The organism is Neptuniibacter sp. QD57_21 (assembly GCF_047778075.1).
Lineage (GTDB): Bacteria > Pseudomonadota > Gammaproteobacteria > Pseudomonadales > Balneatricaceae > Neptuniibacter.
This window is the reverse complement of sequence record NZ_CP180549.1, coordinates 3,343,741-3,366,094: the sequence shown is the minus strand read 5'-3', so window position 1 is coordinate 3,366,094 and position 22,354 is coordinate 3,343,741. Positions and strand designations below refer to the sequence as shown.

The window sequence follows — 22,354 nt, the reverse complement described above, 5'->3', positions numbered from 1 at the left end:
GGAAAGTATTTGATGTCCAAGCAATACAACGCTGGTTCCATAGAAGTTCTTAGTGGTCTAGACCCGGTTAGACGTCGTCCGGGGATGTACACGGAAACGGATCGTCCAAACCATTTGGCGCAAGAAGTCATCGATAACTCGGTGGATGAGGCGCTTGCCGGTCATGCTAAGCAGATTGATGTGGTTCTGAATAAAGATCAGTCCTTAAGCGTGACCGATGATGGTCGAGGCATGCCTGTGGATATCCACCCAGAGCAGGGTGTCAGCGGGGTCGAGTTGATCCTGTGTAAACTCCATGCGGGTGGTAAGTTTAACAACGATAACTACAACTATTCCGGTGGTTTACACGGTGTGGGTGTATCGGTTGTAAATGCCTTATCTAAGTTGTTAGAAGTACAAGTACGTCGCGACAGTCAGGTTTATCGTATTGGCTTTGCGGACGGTGAAAAAGTATCTGATCTAGAAGTGATTGATACCTGTGGTAAGCGTAACACTGGTACTACGGTTCGTTTCCTACCTGATCCACAATACTTTGATACCCATAAATTTAGTGTCTCACGTCTAAAGCATAATCTACGTGCTAAAGCAGTCCTTTGCCCAGGTCTAAAGGTGACCTTTACTGATCTGACCGGTGCTAAGCGTGAGAAGGAAGAATGGTATTATGAAGATGGTTTAATTGATTACTTAAAAGGCACAACCCAAGTCTTTGAAGTACTACCTGCTGAACCATTTTCAGGCTCTTTGCAGGGTGAATTAGACGCAGTCGAATGGGCAGTGCAGTGGCTACCTGAAGGTGGCGAAATGACCTGCGAAAGTTATGTAAACCTGATTCCTACGGCGCAAGGCGGTACTCATGTAAACGGTCTGCGTACAGGTTTGCTTGAAGCGATGCGTGAGTTCTGTGAATTCCGTAACTTGCTACCTCGCGGAGTTAAGCTGACTGCGGATGATGTTTGGGATAAGTGCTGCTACGTCCTTTCTGCCAAAATGCAGGATCCGCAGTTCGCCGGCCAAACCAAAGAACGTTTATCTTCTCGTGAAATCGCGGCCTTTATTTCAGGCGCAATTAAAGATGCTTTCTCCTTATGGCTAAACCGCCATGTAGAAGAGGGCGAGCAGCTTGCTGAAGTTGTTATATCTAACGCTCAACGTCGTATGCGTTCCAATAAAAAAGTGGTGCGTAAAAAAGTTACTCAAGGGCCTGCGCTACCGGGTAAATTGGCAGACTGCTCTGGTGGTGATGCGATGCAATCAGAACTGTTCTTGGTAGAGGGTGACTCTGCGGGTGGTTCTGCGAAACAAGCGCGTGAACGAGAGTTTCAAGCGATCATGCCGTTGCGAGGTAAGATCTTAAACACTTGGGAAGTTGATCCTAGCGAAGTCTTAGGCTCACAAGAGATCCATGATATCTCGGTAGCGATCGGCGTGGAGCCTGCTTCAGAAAACTTTGACGGTTTGCGTTACGGCAAGATCTGTATTCTGGCCGATGCGGACTCCGACGGTCTACATATCGCAACACTGCTGTGTGCATTATTCGTACGTCACTTCAAACCGCTGGTTACTGCTGGTCACGTTTATGTGGCTATGCCGCCGCTGTATCGAATCGATGTCGCGAAAGAGGTGTTTTACGCACTGGATGACGCTGAGAAAGATGGCATTATCGAGCGCATTAAAGCGGATCGTAAGAATGCCAAAATCGGCGTACAGCGCTTCAAGGGCTTGGGTGAGATGAACCCACTTCAGCTACGTGAGACAACCATGTCACCAGACACCCGCCGTCTTGTACAGCTTACGGTAGAGCCGGGTGATGGCACGAACGAAGTGATGGATATGTTGTTAGCTAAGAAGCGCTCAGGTGACCGTAAAGACTGGTTGCAGAGCAAAGGTAACTTGGCAGACGTTTAGACGTTGGAAGTAGCATGAGTTTTCTCTGAGATTAGTCACTGTAGGCAGAGAAACTGGATAGTTTTTACAGCTGGTTGCTAGGTTTGTGTTACAGCAGCGAGTTGAGCTTATTACGAGTGTAATGTGAATTATGACGGTACAAACAACCTTCGAAGATGGCACTGAACGCCTCGCGTTAAAAGATTTTACCGAGAAAGCGTATCTGGATTACTCCATGTACGTAATTTTGGATCGTGCCCTGCCTCATGTCGGTGACGGTATGAAGCCCGTTCAGCGTCGCATCATCTATGCGATGTCCGAGCTTGGCCTTAAAGCGTCTGCAAAATACAAGAAGTCAGCACGTACTGTGGGTGATGTGTTAGGTAAATTCCACCCGCATGGTGACTCAGCTTGTTATGAAGCAATGGTATTGATGGCTCAGCCTTTCAGTTATCGCTATCCGTTGGTTGATGGTCAGGGTAACTGGGGTTCTCCTGATGACCCTAAATCCTTCGCTGCGATGCGTTATACCGAATCGCGTTTAGCGCGTTATGCCGAAGTTTTACTGTCTGAAATCAGCCAAGGTACGGTTGATTGGGTACCTAACTTCGATGGCACTATGCGTGAGCCAGCGATTCTGCCAGCGCGTTTACCAAATGTGTTGTTGAATGGCACGACAGGTATTGCCGTAGGTATGGCGACTGACATTCTGCCGCACAACCTGCGTGAAGTGGCTAAAGCCTGTGTTCACTTGCTAGATAACCCGCGTGCAGATCTGGACGAGATCACCGAGATCGTTCCAGGTCCCGATATGCCAACCGATGCGGAAATCATCACCTCCCGTCGTGAGCTGAAAAAGGTTTATGAAACAGGACGTGGCTCGGTGCGTATGCGTGCTGTATACACGAAAGAGCAGGGTGAAATCGTTATTACTGCGCTACCGCATCAGGTTTCGGGCGCTAAAATTTTGGAGCAGATCGCCGCTCAGATGCAGCAGAAAAAGCTGCCGATGGTGAGCGATCTTCGTGATGAATCCGATCACGAAAACCCAACTCGCCTAGTGATTATCCCTCGCTCGAATCGTGTTGATGTCGAGCAGTTAATGGCTCACCTATTTGCTTCTACTGATCTAGAACGCACATACCGTGTGAATATGAACATGATCGGCGTGGATGGTAAACCGCAAGTTAAAGACCTCCGTCAGATCTTGGTTGAGTGGCTGAGCTGGCGTACTGAGATTGTGCGCAAGCGCTTAAACCACCGCTTATCTAAGGTTTTGGATCGCCTACATATCCTCGAAGGTTTGATGGTCGCGTATCTCAATATTGATGAGGTTATTGCGATTATCCGTCATGAGGAAGATCCAAAAGCGGAGCTGGTTAAACGCTTTGGTCTGACCGAGATTCAAGCGGATGCGATTCTAGACCTTAAACTTCGTCACTTGGCGAAACTGGAAGAGTTTAAGATCCAGTCTGAGCAGAACGAGTTGGAAGAAGAGCGTAAGAAGCTGGAAGGTATTCTAGGTTCTGACGCTAAGATGCGTAAGCTGATTAAGAAAGAGATCCAAGACGCTGCTGAAGAGTACGGTGATGACCGTCGCTCGCCAATCGTAGAGCGTGAAGAAGCGCAGGCATTTAGCGAGAAAGATCTTCTATCTTCGGATCCTGTGACTGTAGTGATCTCTAAGCAAGGCTGGATTCGTGCTGCGAAAGGTCATGATATTGATGCCGAGGGCCTCAATTACAAATCCGGCGATGCCTTTAAGCTAAGTTGTAAGGGTAGGACTAATCAGCCAACCCTCCTGTTAGATACCACGGGTCGAAGTTTCACTATCGAGACCCATAATCTACCGTCCGCCCGTGGACAAGGTGAACCGGTAACAGGGCGAATCACGTTGCCAAAAGGGTCCACTGTAGATGCTGCCATTGCGGGTAAGGATAACGATCAAGTCTTGATGGCGTCTGATGCGGGTTATGGCTTTATCGCGAAGATCTCTGATCTCACCAGTAAAACTAAAAACGGTAAGGCGGCATTAACCCTGCCTAAAAACGCTCAGATCTTACAGCCAATCACGATGAGTTCAGTTGAAGGTTCTCTTTTGGCCGCTGTGACAAATGAAGGTCGATTACTGGTATTCCCTGTGTCTGAGCTACCGCAATTGGCACGTGGTAAAGGTAATAAGATTATCAATATCCCATCCGCAAGAGCCTCTGCCCGAGAGGAATTGGTAACGGCTTTGGCTGTGCTTGCTCCGGAAGATACGCTGCTGGTGCATGCTGGTCGTCAACACTTGAAGCTTAAGCCTGCTGATATCGAGCACTATCGAGGTGAGCGAGGTCGTCGAGGTAACAAGTTACCAAGAGGTTATCAGCGCGTAGATAGTTTGGAAGTGGATAACAGTTCTCAAGGCCAGCCTGAGGCCGAAGAATAAAAATGAAACTCTTCAGATCATGGTTTTGCCTCTGTGTACTATTGGTTGCTCTGCCTGCACAGGCGTTGGAGTATTACCAAGTTACCGGTGACAACATCAATATCCGCAAGGGGCCAGGACAGAAGTGGCGTGTGATTGCTCAGGTGGATAAAGAGCAGTTGGTACTGGAAACTCGCAGAGAAGGGCAATGGTCTGAAGTATTCTTTTTAAAACCTAACAAACAGAAAGTGATTGGGTGGGTCTTTAATCATTACCTTGCACTGCAAACATTAGAACGGCCGAAATTGGCTGATGTTTCACCTATTGGTATAGAGGTTATTGCTGATAAGCCTGTCTGTACGGATCGTGCCACGGTGGGCATGGGCTCGTTATGCTATCTTGATGTTTCCTTTGTTATTACTGACTCTACCCAACAGAGAAAACAGGTCAAAGTCGAGTGTTGGGCGGATTTTGTGATTCCTGGAGATCGTAAGGTTATCCCGATTAAAACCAGTGATGTGCAAAATTTTCACCTTTTGGGTGGCCACGCCGAAGGTTTGATGCGGTTGAATATTGGGTTAAATACTGTCGTTAATCCAGAAGAGTTTAGCGTGGCTTATTACAATTGTGCTGCGCAGTAAGTCTAATAGGCTACAGCTTGACCCTATAAACAAACGGACTATCATATACACCTACATTTTTGACGGTTTTTAGTCGGCCATACAGGTTCTGTACGTCATGGAAGGACGTTTGTTACGTAAGCGATTTAGTCGTCGCATTACGATTTTAGCTGTTTCTTTGTCCATCGTTATCTTACTGATGGGAGGGTTGCTTTTGTTCCTGTCTTCAGGAGTAAGAGACGCTTGGACCGCTTATAGTTATACCTCAGAGAGCCGTGCTACGGCCCTTTCAGAGTTACACCGTTCTATTGGATACGGTGGCTTTATCCATAATTTCAAAAACTATGTCCTGCGCCAAGAGCAAAGTTTGCTTGAACGTTTACGTGGCGATATAGAAAAATCGACTCAAATTATTTCACTCTATTCGGCCTTAGATCTTAATAGTAAAGAGAGCCAAGCACTGTTAGTGATTCAACAGACGCTGCAGATGTACCGAGATAATCTTCATGTAGCGCAGATGGCGGTAGAAAGAGGAGCTCCGACTCAACAGATTGATAGGCAAGTTCGTATTGATGATGCTCCTGCGTTGGCTGCTTTAACAGTACTCCAGCAAGAGAATAACCGTTTCCATGAAGCGGTTACTCAAGATATGAATAAGCAAATCACTAATCTAATTAATGCGCTTCTAGTTGGTCTTCTAGCCATGCCGTTTGTGGTCCTTGCTGCTTATCACTACCACGATGTAATGAATCGCTTTGTGCTATTAATCGCCGAAAAACGAGAGGTCGAAAAGGCCTTGGTGGATTCAACTGCTGAAGTTGAAGAAGCACAGCAGCAACGGCGAGCAATGGCATATGAAGCACATCATTGTGAATTAACCCGTGTCCCTAACCGTAAAGCTTTTATGACTACGGGCCAAGACATTATGCAGAATGCCGCCGCTCGTAAAGAGTGTTTAACGGTGTTGTTTGTTGATATCGATGATTTCAAAACGATCAACGATACCTACGGACATGAAATTGGCGATAAAGTGCTGGTGGAGGTAGCTTCCCGGCTGAGCGTAGCGCTACGAGAAGGGGATTTTGTAGCACGCATAGGTGGTGATGAATTTGCCATGATTATCCAATGTAATGACACAGCAACCTGCGCTCCAGGACTTGCCGAACGCTTACTTGATGTGATGAATGAGAGTTATGCTGATATCGCAGAAGGTCTAGAGGTTAGCTGTTCGGTTGGCGGTGCTAATTGTCCCGAGGATGGACAGGATCTTGAATCTCTTGTTCGAGTGGCCGATGAGCGCATGTACCGGGTTAAGAAAAGCGGAAAAAATGGGGTGTTTCTTCAGGAATCTTAATTAAATTCCTTAATTACATCATTAATAGGCATAGGCTTATAGAAGTAATAACCTTGAAACACCTCACAACCTAGACCATCAAGGATCTGTTTTTGTTCCTGTGTTTCAACACCCTCGGCAACAATGGTTATCCCCATTTTATGAGCGATATTGATAATGCCTTGAAGCAGTAATCGAGCATCTTTGTCTTCGACAATATCATCAACAAAACTCTTATCTATTTTCAGCTCGTCGATAGGTAGATCCTTTAACAAACTCAAAGAGGAATACCCCGTACCAAAGTCATCTAAAGATACGGATATTCCCTCTGCTTTAAATTGATTGATCATCCCTAAGACGTAATCTAAATCTTGGATAAACAGGCTTTCGGTAATCTCGATTTTGAGTCTGCTTTTAGCTATTTTGGATTGATTAGCTTGCTGTAAAAAATATTCGACAAAACCATCGGAAAAGAACTGCTTGATAGATACATTTATCGATAGAGAGAAACTGTCCGATGCTACTTTACTAGCCTCGTCTAACGATTTTCGGATTATGTGGCGGCCAAGCTCTGGCATTAGCCCTGAGTATTCAGCAATAGGGATAAAACGGTTGGGTGGAATAGAGCCTAGCTCCTCGCTGTACCAGCGAACTAACGATTCAAAGCCGGATAGCACACCAGCTGAAGAAATTTGTGGCTGAAAGACGATAGATATTTCATCGTTCTTAATCGCATCTCGAAGCTTATTTTCTAACGATTGATCATCCAGGTAGCGCTTTTTCAGTTCCTCATGGAAGATGGCGTAGCAATTTTTATTTTGTTTCGCTTCATACAAGGCAAAGTCCGAGAGCCTTTTTACCTCTTCAAATGAACTGGCGTCGGTAGGGCAGTGAGAGATCCCTATGCTGGCACTTATACTTAAGCGGTTACCACTCATTAGATAAGGTTTAGAAATCTCTTCTAATATTGTTTGGGCTAAGCGTTCGGCTTCGAAACTAGAAAGGTTGAATGCAACGACTACAAATTCATCACCGCTGTATCTAGCTATAAGGCATTCGCTTTTTTGTATGCTGAGCTTGAGCCTTCTGGTTATTTCTATCAGAACCTGATCGCCATAATCGTGGCCGAAGTTATCATTGGCTGATTTAAAGTTATCCATATCGACAAACAGCAGATGATAGCTGTCTTGCTCTTCTAGTTTGGAAAAGTAGTTATCTAGAAAATAGCGGTTGGGTAGGTTGGTTAAGAAATCGTGCGTCGCTCTATAAGTTAACAGTTCTTCTTTCTTCTTCTCATTATTACTGATCACTCGAAAGAGCCAGAAAATAACGGCATAAGCGAAAAAGAAAACTAGGGAGAGATTGGCTGCTACTTGGAAGAACTTTTTCCTAATAACCTGAGTATCCCTTTCTATGCCTACCCAAAGTTGAAACTCTTTTATATAGAAGTTTGACATCATTGATTGAGAATCATCGTTAAACTTGCCGGTGACATGGGTAGTAATGATCTGTTTGTTTTTAATAACCTCAAAACTGGTGTTGTAGGCCTTTTCGACATAATCAATGCTTTCTTGGATTCTCTCTTCAGAAAACTGATGTTCATACACAGCGGGGTCGTTGATAAGACGTTTAGGGGCTACCTGAAAATATCGGTCTCGCTCTCGATAGATAAACACACTGTAGTCCGCACTGTGTTCAACATTTTTGGAGAAGAACGGAAGACCTTTCTCAATATTGATGGTGAGAGATACAACGAATAGTGGTTGACCGTCTCTATTTCTAATCGTTTTACGAATAGGGATGATTAGGGCGCTTTCCCAGTAACTAAAATATGTTCGCCCAATAACGGCTGCATTACTGTCTAATGTGAGACTGAAAGATTCTTTTGCTTTGGGGTTTTGTAGCAGGTTAAGTGAAGATTCGCGTTTATCTTGAGATAGAGAGTTTGTGGCAACGATATTACCATCAAGATCGATCAAAAAGAGGTTGTGAGTTGTGTGGGAGGCGTTGAGTAATTTATCTATTTCCTGAATCGCTTTGTCCCGATCCAAAAACTTAGCTTCGTGTAATAACTCCTGCCCCAGAATATCTAAAAGTGTTCCATATTGTCTAAGCGAAGCTTCAACTGAGTTAGAGGTGATGCGTGTTAGGTTTTCTTGCTCTAACTGCACATCTTGGCGAATAGACTCATGGGTTTTCGTAAGAATGAAAATAAACGAAGCAAAACCTGCCAAAAGGAATACGTAAAACGCAAGCCAGATGTTATTTCTTATAAACAGCATAATGCTTCACTCAAACATTATGGCGCTTAACTAGAGTAACGGTATGGGTGGTGTAGAAAGTGGATAGTGTGCATCATCAAAAGTACCTTTGCTAATTACATCATATAGCGTAGTCAAAGCTGGGCTCCCTGCTAAGGGACTTTAGCTTCCTTGCGATAATCGAAAGGCTATCAACGACAATATTAGTGTTAAATCCGATTTATCAGTTCAGCCGCACAGCTTTGGCCAATGCTAAACCGATCTCATTATATAATCAGTTTTGAATGTAATGATCTCTATATTTGGTAGTAGATTTATAACCGTTTGTAGGGAACTCGCTTTCACATAGGTGATCCCAAGGAAATACTAAGAAATGAACTAGGCGTTGAATTAAAGGTGAAGTAGATGGTTACACGAATAAATGCCGATTTTGAACAACGCGTAGTTATTCTTCCAGAAGATTACCATTGGGTTGATTCACCTATGGCGGGGGTTGAGCGCATGATGCTAGACCGTATTGGCGATGAATCGGCAAGGGCGACCTCGATTGTCCGTTATGCGCCTTTTAGTGAATTCTCACCGCATATTCATAGCGGTGGGGAAGAGTTCTTCGTGCTTGAAGGTGTGTTTTCTGATGAACACCAAGATTATCCCCAAGGGAGTTATGTTCGTAACCCTATTGGTACCTCTCACACCCCGAAGATCGGCAAAGAGGGTGCGATCATCTTTGTAAAGCTGCAGCAGTTTAACGAAGCTGATAAAGAACAAAAGGCGATTGATACTACTAAAGAACCTTGGCTCCAAGGCTTGGTTGATGGTTTAACCGTTATGCCTCTGCATGAATTTGAGGGAGAGCATGTCGCCTTGGTGAAGTGGGCGCCGAATACGCAGTTTAACCCCCATCGTCATTTTGGCGGTGAAGAGATACTGGTACTTGAAGGCACGTTCTACGATGAGCATGGTATCTACCCAAAAGGTTCCTGGTTGCGTAGTCCTCATTTGAGTGAGCATCATCCCTATACCAAAGACGATGGCGCATTAATCTATGTGAAAACGGGACACCTGTAACAACGCTGCCAACAAGTATTTCTGTCGAACAAAATTATTTGCTAAAAAACCTAAAACGCTATTGCGAATCATTATCATTATTGATATTCTAGATCCCGCTCATAAGTGATAGGCAATGGACGACCTCACCATTAACATTGCTGAACAGTTCTACCTGCTCGCTCTCAGGCAGGTAGAACTTCTCCCACCTTAAGCACCAATACAATCAGCAGGCACTGCTGAAGTCACAAAGAGCATAAACAGCTAAGTCTTTTCTTACTGGAGGAGAGGAAGTTATGCACTCAATCAAAGATCGTGAATCGTACAAAACACTACTGCGCCTCGCAGATAAAATATCCAATAGCAGTTCGTCAAATAACGATTGGTTGGCAAAGCAACACAAAGATATCTATGACTTTTTAAAACACGCTGAAGAAAGATAGAAGGAGAGGTTTATGGGTTCTGTGATTAATCCCTCAATTTTTAAAGCTGTGTACGACAAGATTGTGACTGAAGGTCAGCAATCGAGTAGTGGTTTCTTTCTTCGTGGTGTCTATGCGGCAGGCCAAGGCAAAAAGCATTTAGAGCTGAAGGATTGTTTTTCACGTATCCGCGTCGTGAATGGCGAAGTAGTTGCGACCGAGTTCTCGAACAATACTCAGCGTGTCAGATTTCTGAATAAAGTTCGCAAGCTCTATTGTGGCGAACAAGTCTCGCAGTAGTCTCTTTCTTCCTATTAAAAAGATCGATAAAACAGATCTCCTCCTTGTGGTCCCTATCCAAAAGGCTTAAGTCAGAAAAGCCTATACACCTTGGATTTGTGTCCCTTTTTGGCGCTACCCTATGTAAAAACGCGCATTCGTGAGTAAGTTTCCTACAACTATCTCAGACCCCTTGTCTTTTTACCGGACTCCTTTACTCAAAAGATGGTGCTTTATTGCTCTAAAGACCAGTATTTACTTTTGTCTTAAAGCGTTACCCTAGCCCCGCTCAGAAATGTGTGCATTGCAGCATTTTTTAGCATAGGCATGAATACACGCCATGCTAGTAGCTGGTTGGACTTAACGTTGGTCTACTCGAATTTGGTCATTTTTTGACGCTCTTTCTCGTGACGATGGGTCAAGCCCTGCAAGTTGCTAGGCAGAAATCACATAAGAATTGTCAATTCTTATGTGATTTCGGTGGGTATTTTGAAACCCGTAACCTGATCCAGACACAACAATTTTAAAATCGGATTCTGACCATGAACCTGTCGATGTTTTTTCCACAGATCAACAGCGCAAGCTTACGCTTTGTGTTGGCTGTTGTTGGTCTCTTACTGCTTCCTCTTACTGCTTTTGCGGAAACAGGCGGAGCGGCCGCTAACGTTCCGGAACTGAGCGCCTCTTTTTATGGCTATCTAAGTATCGCCATCTTTATTTTGGCTTACTCATTGGTTCCGTTGGAAAACAATATTCATTTGCTTAAAAGTAAGCCGGTTCTGGTGGCTGCGGGTCTGATTTGGATTCTGGTAGCGCTAGCATTTAAGGAAATTGGTGCTACAGAACAGGCGCACCATGCGATTAAACATGCGATTATCGAATACGCAGAGCTATTCCTATTCCTGCTAGTAGCGATGACCTACATTAACGCACTGGAAGATCGTAACGTATTCCAAGCGCTGCGTGCTTATCTGGTATCCCGTGGTTACTCTCTACGTAAGGTTTTCTGGGTTACCGGCGCACTAGCATTTGTTATCTCTCCGATTGCGGATAACTTAACGACTGCACTACTGATGGGCGCAGTTGTGATGGCTGTTGGCGGTAAGAACGTTCGCTTTGTGTCGATTGCTTGTATCAACGTAGTTGTGGCGGCAAACGCGGGTGGTGCTTTCTCTCCATTCGGTGATATCACAACCCTAATGGTTTGGCAGAAGGGTAAAGTAGAGTTCCTGCAGTTCCTACCACTCTTTATCCCATCATTGGTTAACTGGTTAGTACCTGCGGTTATCATGCACTTCACGATCCCTAATGAGATCCCAGAAGCGTCTCAGGAAAAGTCCTTTATGAAAATGGGCGCAAAGGTAATGATCGTTCTGTTCCTTGCGACTATCGTGACTGCAGTAAGCTTCCACAGCTTCCTACACCTACCGCCGGCGGCTGGCATGATGTTTGGTCTGGGTTACTTAGGTTTGTACTCTTTCTACCTGAAAAAGTTGGAAGGTCGTACGATTATGGCTGACTCAATCTTTGGTGGTCGCAGTGATGCGCATCAAAACCCATTGAGCGTTCTACAGGCATACGGCAAGGATATTGGCGAGCATCTAAATGACCAGCCTTATCCGGCATTTATGATCGACAAAGAGAAAAATGTTACCCACTGGAACACTGCACTAGAAAACCTAACGGGTATCAAAGCTGAAGAGATGATCGGCACTAAAGATCACTGGAAAGGCTTCTATAAAGATCAACGTCCAACTTTGGCCGATGCTGTCCTAGAAGACGAATCAGGTGCAGGCGTACGTCAGCATTATCAAAATAAGTATCGTGACAACCCAATGGGCGGTAAGTCTTACGATGCAGCTAACTATTTCGACAATATCGGTAACTCAGGCGCATACCTAATGTTCAGTGCCGCACCTGTGGTTGATGAAAACGGTGAAACAGTCGGTGCTGTAGAGCTGTTTGAAGATATGACCGAGAAGCGTGAAGAAGTTAAAGAGTTCGACGTGATGGAGCGTGTATCACGTGCCGAGTGGGATACGTTACTGTTCTTCTACGGTGTAATTATGTGTGTAGCTGGCTTGAGCCAATTTGGCTACATGGCGATCGTTTCGGAGCTAATGTACAACGACCTTGGTCCAACATGGGCGAACGGTCTGGTAGGTGTGCTATCGGCGATTGTAGATAACATTCCGGTAATGTTCGCGGTATTAACCATGGACCCTGCGATGTCGCTAGGCCAATGGCAGCTGGTAACCCTGACAGCGGGTGTTGGTGGTAGTATGCTTGCGATCGGTTCAGCGGCAGGTGTAGCGCTGCTAGGTACAGCGCGAGGCGTATATACCTTTGCATCTCACCTAAAATGGGCACCTGCAATTGCCCTAGGTTATGTAGCAAGTATCGGCGTACACCTGCTGATTAACGGTGTTTAATTGCACTCAGTGGCTAGTAGCTAGAACGCTTCGCTGCTAGTGGCTAGAAAAGAAAGGCCTGCTCATTGAGCAGGTCTTTTTTGTTGTGGAATTCATTGGTGCTGGTCGTTGTATTCAAAACGGGCCAGTGAGGATTAGAGTGTTCCGATTCCTTTAATTGCCATCAAGTTCCTGTAGATAACTTAATAAATCGATCTGTTGTTGTAAGGTTAGCTTTCCGATCATCGCAGGCATTGGTTCGTTCATACGTAACTTATCTTGGTGATGTCTTCTCATATTATCGCCACTGTGCATCTGTTCAGGGGCCATTTTCGAACCTGGATGGCCGTTACGGATCTTGTGTAATGTCTCCCAAGGATTCCTTCGGGCTAAAGGAGACAGATATTCGGGTTTTAGTTTTGAGCCGAAGTTAAGGTCTTCTCCTTTATCTCCATGGCAGCGACTACAGTATTCTCCGTATAGGGTTTGACCTTTAATAGCATCACCGTTGGCTTTTTTATTATTGAGGTTAATGGCGTTTGACATATCGATCTGACCTTCGCTAACGAAGGTGGTAATAAGGTTTAGTGCATGCTTATTTAGAACGCGATCATATTGATGGTTTGAGTCGGTTAATAGGGCGTTAATTTTGGCCGGCCCCTCCCCCTTGTAAGCGGTAATGCCCTTAATGCCAGTAAAGTGGCTTCCATTGCTGTAGGCACCCTCAGCACCAGCATAATCCCATCCGTGGCACTCTTTGCAACGCCAAGTGGTAGCTCCTGATTTTTTAGCTGTTGCAGGGTAGGCCGGGTGCGTTATCGATGGCGCAGAAAGATCTAGTTCTGCCCACCATTTATCGTAAAGGCGCCCTCCAATTGCCACTGGATTGTCCGGTGTGGCTGATTGGTCTCTACAGCAATCAGCTAAGGATGGCATGCTAAGCAAAAGCAGCGCCGATATGAGTATGGGAGTTCTCAAGTGTAGATGCATAGGCATATTATCGGTCCCTTAAGCTTGAAGCGCTGTATACCGTAGTATAGACACTCTTTTTGTGAATGCCGGATCACGAGTAATAAGAGCAAGGTAGCGTAGCGCTATTAGATTGACTTATTTCTTTAGCATTCAGTGGTGCTAGCCGCCGCGCCTGAATCGGCATGCCTTTGAAGGTTAAAGAGGCTTGCCCTATACGGATCTGTCACTATGCAAATTCTATTGGCTGTGCCTTGGAGGTTAAGAGGGGATAGGTAGGATGGTAGGTCGTTAAATCAACCTACTTATCGGAACACAGAGATCACGTGGCAGACTCAACAGGTACGAACAGTAAAGATAATCTAGTCGGCAGTCTGTGGATGATCGCTGCTATGGCTGCGTTTGCGATTGAAGATGCGCTGGTTAAGGATGCCGCGCAAACCTTGCCGGTTGGGCAGGTGCTTGCTCTGTTCGGTTTAGGTGGCATGTTCCTGTTTGCGGCCATGCTTAAATTTAACCGCGAGCCTCTATTTATCAAAGACGTCGTTTCTTTGCCTATGCGCATTCGCATCGTTTTTGAGGTAATCGGGCGGCTGTTTTACGTCCTCGCAATCGCCTTTATCCCGCTATCTACTGCCACTGTGATACTGCAGGCCACTCCGCTTGTAGTTGTGACGGGCGCTGTGCTTTTTCTAGGTGAAAAGGTAAGCCCTGTTCGGTGGTTAGCCATCTTTATTGGGCTATTGGGCGTTATCTTAATCGTACAGCCGGGTGCTGATGGTTTTTCGCAGCTCTCTTTGTTGGCTGTTATCGGCATGATTGGTTTTGCCGGTAGAGATCTCGCAAGCCGCATGGCGCCGCCGACTATAGGCACCGCAAGGCTGGGCTTTTATGGCTTTCTCTCCGTCCTGATCTCTGGGCTTCTCTATTCAAGCTGGGCAGGGGAGGTTTATCGTTTGCCTTCGCTGTCCGAACTGGTGTCGATTGTGATTGCTACCCTAGCTGGTGTAATTGCTTATTCCTGTTTAATGAAAGCGATGCGTACTGGCGAAGTGTCTGCGGTGACGCCGTTCAGATATACCCGCTTACTGTTTGGCTGCTCGCTGGGACTGCTGTTCTTTGGTGAAGAGTTCACCGCGTCAATGTTGGTTGGTTCGGCGTTGATCGTATCTTCTGGGCTGTTTATTGGGTGGCGGGGGAAGAAGGTTGTTAAGGAAATAGAAGCTAGTAGCTAGAACGCTTTGCTTTTAGTGGTTAGAAAAAGAAAAGGCCTCTGCTGCCTGTAATTTTTTTGCATAATGCAAGATCTGACCCTTTGGTTTTCTCTATATGCAGGCTTTTTAACTAAGATTAAATAGATTGAAGGGCTTTGACTTATTTTATATTTATTCTTTACTTATATTATATTTATATATAATGTATCTTCAAATAGAGGGTAAATATATGGCACAGTACTCGTTGAAGTTGTCAGATGAACTTTATGAAAAAATAGGCAATATTGCGAAATCTCATGATCAGACTACCCGGGAGCTAATGATTAAGCTTCTGAAAACTGGTTTGATAGCTCTGGAAGTACATGATGATCCAAAGAAAGAGCTATGTATTAAGACGGTAGACGAAGCGGGGAACACTGTTAGTGAGAAACAGATTTTGTTTATGTAACGTTATATGATTGAATAATTGTCTTTGCGTAGCAAAAAGGAAAGCTTTGCTATGTTTCCTCTGTCTGATATCAGGGAGGGCGAGGTAAGGCCATGGAGGCTCTCGTAAGTTTGCAATTAAATGGATTTAATTGTTGATCTGAAGAAGGTCGCTGTCGGTACCCTCTGGTGGTAGGGCAAGTACTTAATACCACCGCTATAGGTGATGAAGCATGAAATGAAAGCGTTTGTTTAAACGCACAGACATAAGACCTTGGAGGCACGCATTTATCACCTATCGCTTATGTCAAAATAACATTACGGTAATTTATTTTGATAAATCCTATAACTTTCTGAAAATGGAGGTGGAAAGTATGAAAATGACTTTCGAAACAACTTGCAGGTAATTTCAAATTAGTGGCGGAGCTCTACAGCTTCGCTTGGGGAGTATGAGTTTTAGATCGTTGTGTAGTCTTGTCTATTCAATGCATCAGTTCCGTAAAACTGGTATTTTTTCGATAAGATTATCGAGGTTCTTAAACAGAGCTACGCTCCAGCTAATTTAACATTACCAGGGCTCCTCAGGATCAGCTTTCGTGAGGAACTCAAATGAACAAAGAAAAATTGGATGAAGTCTTTTCCGAGTATTTATCAGATGATTTGTGTGATGCTCTAGAGTCTATAGAAGTTTTACCTTCTTTAAGTACTGATAAATTAATTGGAGCGATTACTTCGGTTGACTTAAATTCCAGAAACTCAATTAAAGTGAGAAGTGTTGAAATTAATATTGGTGAAAAAGTAAAGATTAAAATCCAAAACTTTAATCTTGATAGGACAACAACACTGGTATTGAGTTCGATAGCGCTTGCTTCATGGTTAATCATAGAATTATTGTGATGACATATGGCGCATTACTTGTAATTAATGATTTTCAATGAATTGAAACTTTGATTAGATCTGGCCTAGCGCTTTTTAAGTGAAATGCTGCCAGAAATTTAGCCAAAGGGGTCGTTCTTCTCGTCGCTTTAGAAGAAGGCCTCTTTTTTTTATTTTGTAAATACTTTTGTTTGAATGGTGTGGTTATGTGTTTCTAGCAGACAAGTTAGGATATTGAACCACAAAAAGAAAAGGCCCGCTCAATGAGCGGGCCTTTTCTTTAAGAATTCGATGGTACCAGCGGCCGGACTCGAACCGGCACGCCCGTGAAGGCAAGGGATTTTGAACGCCGAGAAGTCCCTCTGCAAACCCCATGATAGCGGGGCTCTATGTTGGATTTGAGAAAATTGACATAAAGCTGACATGCAAACTGGTAGAAAATGAGGAGGTGTTCTGAGTTTTAATGTCTCTTTTTGGAAAATATAGCTAAGCTGGTTGTCGTTAGATTTGGTTTGTTAACTGTTGCAAAGTATATCTTTGGTTTTCTCAGCCATGTTACTTCCATGGAGCTATAAAAATATCAGGGTCAGAAGGATTTATTTTTTTAACGCCAATAGGCTTCGGAAGATCAGGATCAACCTTGTAACCCCATCTCACAATATTGTTATCATCGATTACAGCACTATCTGATAACTCCCATTCCGACGTCCCTACTGATTTATAGTAAAAGGCTTTTTTAGCGTTAAACTTATTGAATATCTGGCCTGGTAGTAATGCCAAGTTTTTTGCAGTTCCAGAAGTTGCTATAGATGGATAGTAAATTCCGGCTATACCAGGTGTTTCCATCAAGTTATCAACCAGAATAGAAGTAAATCGGTAGGTCAGCGTATCATTGCTTTCGGCTACAAAAGCTTCATGTAGTTTTGTTTCTATATACAAATGCTTTTCATACTGTTTATCGAGCGAATTGACGATTAATTCCTCGTAACTAGTATCTAGTTTGTGTGGATTGGCAAGATGTTTCCTGGAAACTCCTAGAAAGATTAATGGTAAACCCATCTTCTCATCAGGAATTTTGTCGAACTGTAGCATTATAAAATCTTCTGATACCCCAACCTGAGCTTCCTTAACAAGTGCTTGGGGGTTGTTGGTTAGGTATAAGCAAGGTTTGCCTTCTAGGTTACACCGACCAGGTCTACACTTATCAGCTGGGGGTTCTAGCAGTTTATCCAGGGTGTCGATTTCTGTGTGCGGGAATGAAATGGGTCTAGCTCTATACCAGTGATGGCTAAGAACAGGGATAGAGACAGTGAGTTGCAATTCTAAAATCTTATTAGAAGCATATTTTATCTCACTGATGGAAGACTGTTCCGAGGATGCTAAATCAAATAATTTATCAATTCTGCTTGTTGTTGTTTTGCGAAGTGCTTTCTTGAGAACCCTTATAAGTTTTTCGTCCATGTGATTATTCATCGCTCCATAAATAGCAAGTGCCGATTTAATCAACGCTCACTGTATATGCCAATACGTTTAAGGTTCGATTTTGGCATATAGCTGATATCGTACAAGAATAAATTATTGATCTTTTAGCTTTGGATGGTCGATTCTTAGTTGGGAAACGTTTGTAGCGAAGTATTTGGACGGGTGTACCTGAAGGAATCCCTCATGTCATTACATGTCAAAAAACTCCGGTTTTGACATAATGATGACATATTCGCGACAAAAGTTAGCGGTCGCCAACTTTGGAGTGGTACCAGCGGCCGGACTCGAACCGGCACGCTCTTGCGAGCAAGGGATTTTGAATCAAATAGTACGTGGTATATCTCAGTAGATTTCAGTGGATAGTGAAGGAAAGTTTAAACAGCTTTACTGTAGTTTCTTAGATTCTATTTGAGAGTGCTATATCGTTATGCGTACAGAATCCGCACAGGTTTTTTTATTTTAATGGACAGGACATACCGGGTTTGGTTGATTTACGATATGCCCTGTCAGCTTATTCACTTGCAAGCTTCTGTAGATAATTCAATAGATCCATCTGTTGCTGTAAGGTCAACTTTCCGATCATCGCTGGCATCGGTTCGTTCATTCGGACCTCGCCGAGGTGGTGTCTTCTCATGATATCGCCGCTGTGCATCTGTTCAGGGCCCATTTTCGAGCCAGGGTGGCCGTTACGGATTTTATGTAATACCTCCCACGGATTCCTTCGGGCCAGAGGGCCCAGATATTCAGGCTTCAGGTTTGATCCGAAGTTAAGGTCTTCTCCTTCATCTCCATGGCATCGGCTGCAGTATTCTCCGTATAGCACTTGTCCGTTGATTGCATCACCGTCGGCTTTTTTGCTATTAAGACCGATGGTGTTCGACATGTCTATCTGTCCTTCACTGATGAAGGTAGCAATTAGGTTTAGAGCATGTTTGTTCAGAAAGCGGTCATATTGATGGGTTGTATCGGTTAATAATGCGCTAATCTGAGCTGGGTCTTTTCCCTTATAAGCAGTAACTCCCTTAATGCCGGTATAGTGGCTTCCTGTCCCATACGCCCCTTCTATACCAGCATAATCCCAACCATGGCACTCTTTACAGCGCCAAGTGGTAGCTCCAGACTTTTTAGCTGTAGCTGGGTAGGCTGGATGTGTTGTTGATGGCGCGGCAAGATCTAGTTCTGCCCACCACTTGTCGTAAAGCCGCCCCCCCAATTGCCGCAGGATTTTCTCGCGTGATGGATTGTTCGCTACAACAATCTGCCAAGGATGGCATGCTAAGTAAAAGCAGCACAGGTATGAGTATATAGGTTCGTAGATTAGGGCGATTAGACATTACCTTAACTCCTTAAGTTCGGTCTAGAGGAGTATAGTCTCTCTTTTGATAAAGCCGGATTATAAGTATCAAGGGAGGGAGTGTTACTAGATTTGCTGATTTGTTTAGTATCCGATTGTACTGGAACTCGTATCCGGATCGTTATGCCTTTGAAGATTAGAGGCTTAGGGTAAAAGTGCTGCTACCTGTTTTTATTGCTGTGCCCTTTTCTGGCTCGCGGCCACCTAAAAAAAGTATGGGTGTAAGCCTATCGATTGGTAATTGCACTTCTCTAGGTCTATTTTTAGTTTGTCTCTTAAGTGGATAGAGATCAATAAGATGCTTTGTCATGAGGAAGCAGTTATGGAATTCATTACCAAAGGCGATACGATTAAATGTGTTCGTCAGACCAAAGACAAAGTTTCAGGTAAGGAAAACCACATCACAGTGGCCTCATTCAATGCTCAAGTTGACCGTCTTCCCCCCCATGTTGCTGCAGAACTCTTCACTGAGGAGGTAAAAGAGCTAGTGTTATGGCTAGAGGATCGTACTAAATTACAATCCCAATTAGCGAGACAATCCATAGATGACACCATTCTAGAATCACTCCCCTTTATACTCAGGCAAGCAACCCAAGCACTTGAAAATTTGGAACGGTTGGACTTGATGCTCTATCGTTCAATCAATGAAGGGCTGTCTGACCTATCTGAAGTGCTCGATAAAACTGAGCGTTTTACTTCTACTCACAAAGTTGGTTCGATGAAGATGCAGAATAGTGAGGAGCAAAAAGAAAGGTTGTATACAATCAAGAAGGATATCGAAGAAAACGAATGATACCCATTCTTAAATGTGTCGCTGATTATAGCTATTAGGGTAAAGTTCCTATAGCGCATTTCCTCAGTTGCTTGAAGGTTGAATGTGCTCCAGAGCGAAATTAGGTTTCATTGGTCAAGGCCTTTATCTAATAACAGACCAAATTGCTGGATATGCCAGCAATGACAGCATCAGCATAATAGTATGTATCGCAGAATTCGGCAGAAGAAATTACTGTAATGAATACAAAGTGATGGTCAGTTTTACTTGAGCTCTGGAGTATCCGGTAAAAAGTTCGGTTTTGATTCAGTTAGCCGAGATACGAACAAACGTTTCAGAGATACTTTCTTCTTCGTAATGTTTGTGAAGGTAACTCTGCATTTCAATGGTAGAAAGTAGAGTGGTTATACGTTTCCACGTTTGTCGTTTTCGGTCAGTACATTCAAGGGAAGGTTTGTAACATGCCCATAAGTCATTTTCTTGCCTAGGGAAGCGAGATACGCACAAGGCATCATTAATATATTCTAACATGGTGAGTTATTCCTTTAACTTCAGTAGAGCCATTATTGCCCAAGCAATTAACAATTTGCTTGTCTGGCTTTCATAAATAAGCATTCTTCCGCAGTTAGTGATCTTTGGCTGCAGTACAGAATAGAGTTTATAAATTCAGAGGGAATAGGGGGTAACAGAAGTTGTGTTTATGGAAGAGCATGGCGTGTAGCCATGCTCTAAATCGAGTTAAACTATTTCGGTTTATATAGCGCGGATATTCTCTGCTTGTGGGCCTTTTTGGCCTTGTGTTACCGAGAATTCAACTTGTTGGCCTTCCTGAAGACTTTTAAAACCTTCACCAGTAATAGCGCTGAAGTGTGCAAAAACATCAGGACCAGATTGTTGCTCGATGAAGCCGAAGCCTTTTTCATCGTTGAACCATTTAACTGTGCCAGTAATTGTATTAGACATAATTTTTATCCTATTTTCGGAAATAAATGAGCCGCCTGAGTTCAGGCAGATAAATGCAGGAATGTTTACGGTGTACTTATGAAAACAGGACGAGGAATTGAGAAAACTTCGAAATGACGTGCATAAATAGGAGATAAAGCATCAAGCTGGTTAAATAATATACAGCTTCCTATTGTAGGTCAATTTTTTATTTTGGGTATATCCTAAAAGCTGTAGCAATGAGTCTAATGCTAGGTAACAACAGAGGGTGGCTTTAAAGAGCCTCCTTGGTGGCAGTTGAGTAACTGTAAGGCTATCCATCAATCACTCCCTTTCAGAAAATAGGCTAGGCTAAAGACAGCCTTCGCCATGTGGAAAACGAAATAATGATTCAGACCCTGAATGACCCTTATCTCATGGAGGAGATTGTAGACACTATTCCAGATCCTTTGTTGGTTCTCGATGGTGATTTGCGGGTTGTGTATGCGAGTAAAAATTTTTATAAGTCGTTTTATGTCACTGAAGAAGAAACTGTTGATCAATACTTATATGCATTAGGCAATGGACAATGGAACATCGCAGACCTTATCGGTCTCCTGAATGAAATATTACCAAGCCAACAGTGCGTAGAGGGGTACGAGATTCAGCATGAGTTTTCCCATATCGGGAAGAAAGTGATGCGTTTGAACGCCAGAAGGGTTATATCTCCCAATTATTCAACTCCCAGAATACTACTTGTAATAGAAGATATTACAGAGAAGAAGGCCTTAGAAGAAAAGCTGGTAGAGATGGCAACAACAGATCAGTTAACAGGTCTTTACAATAGGTATAAGTTTAACGAGATTTTAGATGACCGTATTCGATTATCTAAGCGTAGCCAGCAAACAGTGGCGTTACTGAGTATTGATTTAGATTTATTTAAGGTAGTGAATGACCGTTATGGGCATCAAGTTGGTGATGAACTTCTTAAGTCAGTGGCACACAAAATTTGTACTCACATCAGAACCACCGACACACCAGCTAGATTGGGGGGAGATGAATTTGCCATCATCGTTTTTAATCCACATAGTCTTGGTGAACTAAAGGTTCTGATTCAGCGGATAATTGATCATATTTCCACCCCTGTTGTGCTTCAGGGGAAAGAGGTCGTGGTTGGGGCCTGTATTGGGGTTAGTCTTGCCCCGATACATACTACGGATAAGGAAGAATTGATTAAATTTTCTGATGGGGCGCTGTACAAGGCCAAGGAAAAAGGTACTAACCAATTTCTGATATACGACGAAGCTGTGTGGTAAGTATCAGGGGAGCAGCTAATAGACCACAATCGCTTCATTCATTATGTTGCAATCATCGCTCAAAAAAGACAGATCTAACTCTGCAGCAGTTCACTTCAGAAACGGTGTCGATCCTTTAAGTAATATTTGATTGCTACAACCCAAGAAGACAACAGGATGAGTATCGCCAACTTGTCATACTTACGCATGAACTTCTCTGAAATTACTGCCTCCAAGGCTTTAAACTGCCCCTGTAACTCGAAGTTGGATATTAATATGCTACCAACGAGGGCTACCCCAATAGAACAAACCATCCAGGCTATAAGTACTCGTTGAATACGTTTAGACATGATGACAACGTACAGAATGATCGAGCGA

The 22,354-nt window shown here is 43.8% G+C and carries 19 protein-coding genes; 13 read left to right on the top strand and 6 right to left on the bottom strand.

Annotated elements, in window-relative coordinates; all coding sequences use genetic code 11:
- The first annotated feature begins 12 nt into the window (after window positions 1-12).
- The 4 genes from parE (at window position 13) to ACMXYS_RS15290 (ending at window position 6,268) form a co-directional block, all read left to right on the top strand.
- Window positions 13-1,905, top strand: a complete 1,893-nt coding sequence (gene parE / locus ACMXYS_RS15305; RefSeq protein ID WP_415889401.1) for a DNA topoisomerase IV subunit B — start codon at window positions 13-15, stop codon at window positions 1,903-1,905.
- Window positions 1,906-2,035: 130 nt separating this feature from the next.
- Entirely contained in the window at window positions 2,036-4,315 is a 2,280-nt protein-coding gene (parC, locus tag ACMXYS_RS15300; protein ID WP_415897037.1) for a DNA topoisomerase IV subunit A, read from the top strand.
- 2 nt (window positions 4,316-4,317) lie between these two features.
- A complete protein-coding gene (locus tag ACMXYS_RS15295) occupies window positions 4,318-4,935 on the top strand; it encodes an SH3 domain-containing protein (RefSeq protein ID WP_415897036.1) in 618 nt (205 codons plus the stop codon).
- 97 nt (window positions 4,936-5,032) lie between these two features.
- The gene (locus ACMXYS_RS15290; RefSeq protein WP_415897035.1) at window positions 5,033-6,268 is read left to right on the top strand and encodes a diguanylate cyclase; all 1,236 of its coding nucleotides are present in this window, start codon (window positions 5,033-5,035) and stop codon (window positions 6,266-6,268) included.
- Here the strand turns inward: ACMXYS_RS15290 and ACMXYS_RS15285 are convergent.
- Window positions 6,265-8,529 (bottom strand): EAL domain-containing protein, encoded by a 2,265-nt coding sequence (locus ACMXYS_RS15285; RefSeq protein ID WP_415897034.1) that lies wholly within the window; start codon window positions 8,527-8,529, stop codon window positions 6,265-6,267. The genes ACMXYS_RS15290 and ACMXYS_RS15285 overlap by 4 nt on opposite strands.
- Before the next feature lie 384 nt (window positions 8,530-8,913).
- On the opposite strand from ACMXYS_RS15285, the gene ACMXYS_RS15280 reads away from it, so the two are divergent.
- From ACMXYS_RS15280 to nhaD, 4 genes are all read left to right on the top strand, one after another.
- Complete coding sequence (locus tag ACMXYS_RS15280) at window positions 8,914-9,576, top strand: cupin domain-containing protein (protein ID WP_415897033.1); 663 nt, start codon at window positions 8,914-8,916, stop codon at window positions 9,574-9,576.
- 275 nt (window positions 9,577-9,851) lie between these two features.
- On the top strand, window positions 9,852-9,998 hold the full coding sequence (locus ACMXYS_RS15275; protein WP_415882533.1) for a hypothetical protein: 147 nt from the start codon (window positions 9,852-9,854) through the stop codon (window positions 9,996-9,998).
- A 12-nt stretch (window positions 9,999-10,010) separates the two neighbouring features.
- A complete protein-coding gene (locus ACMXYS_RS15270; RefSeq protein ID WP_415892636.1) occupies window positions 10,011-10,277 on the top strand; it encodes a hypothetical protein in 267 nt (88 codons plus the stop codon).
- A 521-nt stretch (window positions 10,278-10,798) separates the two neighbouring features.
- Window positions 10,799-12,688: a sodium:proton antiporter NhaD gene (gene nhaD / locus ACMXYS_RS15265; RefSeq protein ID WP_415897032.1), complete on the top strand. Its 1,890-nt coding sequence runs from the start codon at window positions 10,799-10,801 to the stop codon at window positions 12,686-12,688.
- A 153-nt stretch (window positions 12,689-12,841) separates the two neighbouring features.
- On the opposite strand, the gene ACMXYS_RS15260 is transcribed toward nhaD, so the two are convergent.
- Window positions 12,842-13,603, bottom strand: coding sequence for a c-type cytochrome (locus ACMXYS_RS15260; protein ID WP_415898264.1), 762 nt, complete (start codon window positions 13,601-13,603; stop codon window positions 12,842-12,844).
- A 359-nt stretch (window positions 13,604-13,962) separates the two neighbouring features.
- On the opposite strand from ACMXYS_RS15260, the gene ACMXYS_RS15255 reads away from it, so the two are divergent.
- The 3 genes from ACMXYS_RS15255 to ACMXYS_RS15245 all read left to right on the top strand — a co-directional run bounded on the left by ACMXYS_RS15255 (window position 13,963) and on the right by ACMXYS_RS15245 (window position 16,173).
- On the top strand, window positions 13,963-14,871 hold the full coding sequence (locus tag ACMXYS_RS15255; protein ID WP_415897031.1) for a DMT family transporter: 909 nt from the start codon (window positions 13,963-13,965) through the stop codon (window positions 14,869-14,871).
- Window positions 14,872-15,079: 208 nt separating this feature from the next.
- Window positions 15,080-15,298, top strand: a complete 219-nt coding sequence (locus tag ACMXYS_RS15250; RefSeq protein ID WP_415897030.1) for a hypothetical protein — start codon at window positions 15,080-15,082, stop codon at window positions 15,296-15,298.
- A 587-nt stretch (window positions 15,299-15,885) separates the two neighbouring features.
- On the top strand, window positions 15,886-16,173 hold the full coding sequence (locus ACMXYS_RS15245) for a hypothetical protein (RefSeq protein ID WP_415897029.1): 288 nt from the start codon (window positions 15,886-15,888) through the stop codon (window positions 16,171-16,173).
- Window positions 16,174-16,707: 534 nt separating this feature from the next.
- Here ACMXYS_RS15245 and ACMXYS_RS15240 read toward each other — a convergent pair.
- Entirely contained in the window at window positions 16,708-17,613 is a 906-nt protein-coding gene (locus ACMXYS_RS15240; protein ID WP_415897028.1) for a hypothetical protein, read from the bottom strand.
- A gap of 532 nt (window positions 17,614-18,145) precedes the next feature.
- Window positions 18,146-18,847: a c-type cytochrome gene (locus ACMXYS_RS15235; protein ID WP_415897027.1), complete on the bottom strand. Its 702-nt coding sequence runs from the start codon at window positions 18,845-18,847 to the stop codon at window positions 18,146-18,148.
- Window positions 18,848-19,310: 463 nt separating this feature from the next.
- Here ACMXYS_RS15235 and ACMXYS_RS15230 point away from each other — a divergent pair, with 463 nt between their 5' ends.
- Window positions 19,311-19,781: a hypothetical protein gene (locus tag ACMXYS_RS15230; RefSeq protein WP_415897026.1), complete on the top strand. Its 471-nt coding sequence runs from the start codon at window positions 19,311-19,313 to the stop codon at window positions 19,779-19,781.
- Window positions 19,782-20,066: 285 nt separating this feature from the next.
- Here ACMXYS_RS15230 and ACMXYS_RS15225 read toward each other — a convergent pair whose 3' ends face one another.
- Both ACMXYS_RS15225 and ACMXYS_RS15220 read right to left on the bottom strand, forming a co-directional pair.
- Window positions 20,067-20,291 carry a hypothetical protein gene (locus tag ACMXYS_RS15225; RefSeq protein WP_415897025.1) on the bottom strand — a complete coding sequence of 75 codons (225 nt, stop codon included), beginning with the start codon at window positions 20,289-20,291 and terminating at the stop codon, window positions 20,067-20,069.
- A 222-nt stretch (window positions 20,292-20,513) separates the two neighbouring features.
- Complete coding sequence (locus ACMXYS_RS15220; protein ID WP_415882524.1) at window positions 20,514-20,723, bottom strand: cold-shock protein; 210 nt, start codon at window positions 20,721-20,723, stop codon at window positions 20,514-20,516.
- 365 nt (window positions 20,724-21,088) lie between these two features.
- Between ACMXYS_RS15220 and ACMXYS_RS15215 the strand changes: the two genes are divergently transcribed.
- Complete coding sequence (locus ACMXYS_RS15215) at window positions 21,089-21,997, top strand: diguanylate cyclase (protein WP_415882523.1); 909 nt, start codon at window positions 21,089-21,091, stop codon at window positions 21,995-21,997.
- Window positions 21,998-22,354 lie beyond the last annotated feature (357 nt).

Bases quoted from the DNA above. Each gene is read 5' to 3' on its own strand.
- parE (WP_415889401.1), top strand. From the start codon at position 13: ATGTCCAAGCAATACAACGCTGGTTCCATAGAAGTTCTTAGTGGTCTA.
- parC (WP_415897037.1), top strand. From the start codon at position 2,036: ATGACGGTACAAACAACCTTCGAAGATGGCACTGAACGCCTCGCGTTA.
- ACMXYS_RS15295 (WP_415897036.1), top strand. From the start codon at position 4,318: ATGAAACTCTTCAGATCATGGTTTTGCCTCTGTGTACTATTGGTTGCT.
- ACMXYS_RS15290 (WP_415897035.1), top strand. From the start codon at position 5,033: ATGGAAGGACGTTTGTTACGTAAGCGATTTAGTCGTCGCATTACGATT.
- ACMXYS_RS15285 (WP_415897034.1), bottom strand. From the start codon at position 8,529: ATGCTGTTTATAAGAAATAACATCTGGCTTGCGTTTTACGTATTCCTT.
- ACMXYS_RS15280 (WP_415897033.1), top strand. From the start codon at position 8,914: ATGGTTACACGAATAAATGCCGATTTTGAACAACGCGTAGTTATTCTT.
- ACMXYS_RS15275 (WP_415882533.1), top strand. From the start codon at position 9,852: ATGCACTCAATCAAAGATCGTGAATCGTACAAAACACTACTGCGCCTC.
- ACMXYS_RS15270 (WP_415892636.1), top strand. From the start codon at position 10,011: ATGGGTTCTGTGATTAATCCCTCAATTTTTAAAGCTGTGTACGACAAG.
- nhaD (WP_415897032.1), top strand. From the start codon at position 10,799: ATGAACCTGTCGATGTTTTTTCCACAGATCAACAGCGCAAGCTTACGC.
- ACMXYS_RS15260 (WP_415898264.1), bottom strand. From the start codon at position 13,603: ATGCCATCCTTAGCTGATTGCTGTAGAGACCAATCAGCCACACCGGAC.
- ACMXYS_RS15250 (WP_415897030.1), top strand. From the start codon at position 15,080: ATGGCACAGTACTCGTTGAAGTTGTCAGATGAACTTTATGAAAAAATA.
- ACMXYS_RS15245 (WP_415897029.1), top strand. From the start codon at position 15,886: ATGAACAAAGAAAAATTGGATGAAGTCTTTTCCGAGTATTTATCAGAT.
- ACMXYS_RS15240 (WP_415897028.1), bottom strand. From the start codon at position 17,613: ATGGACGAAAAACTTATAAGGGTTCTCAAGAAAGCACTTCGCAAAACA.
- ACMXYS_RS15230 (WP_415897026.1), top strand. From the start codon at position 19,311: ATGGAATTCATTACCAAAGGCGATACGATTAAATGTGTTCGTCAGACC.
- ACMXYS_RS15225 (WP_415897025.1), bottom strand. From the start codon at position 20,291: ATGTTAGAATATATTAATGATGCCTTGTGCGTATCTCGCTTCCCTAGG.
- ACMXYS_RS15220 (WP_415882524.1), bottom strand. From the start codon at position 20,723: ATGTCTAATACAATTACTGGCACAGTTAAATGGTTCAACGATGAAAAA.
- ACMXYS_RS15215 (WP_415882523.1), top strand. From the start codon at position 21,089: ATGATTCAGACCCTGAATGACCCTTATCTCATGGAGGAGATTGTAGAC.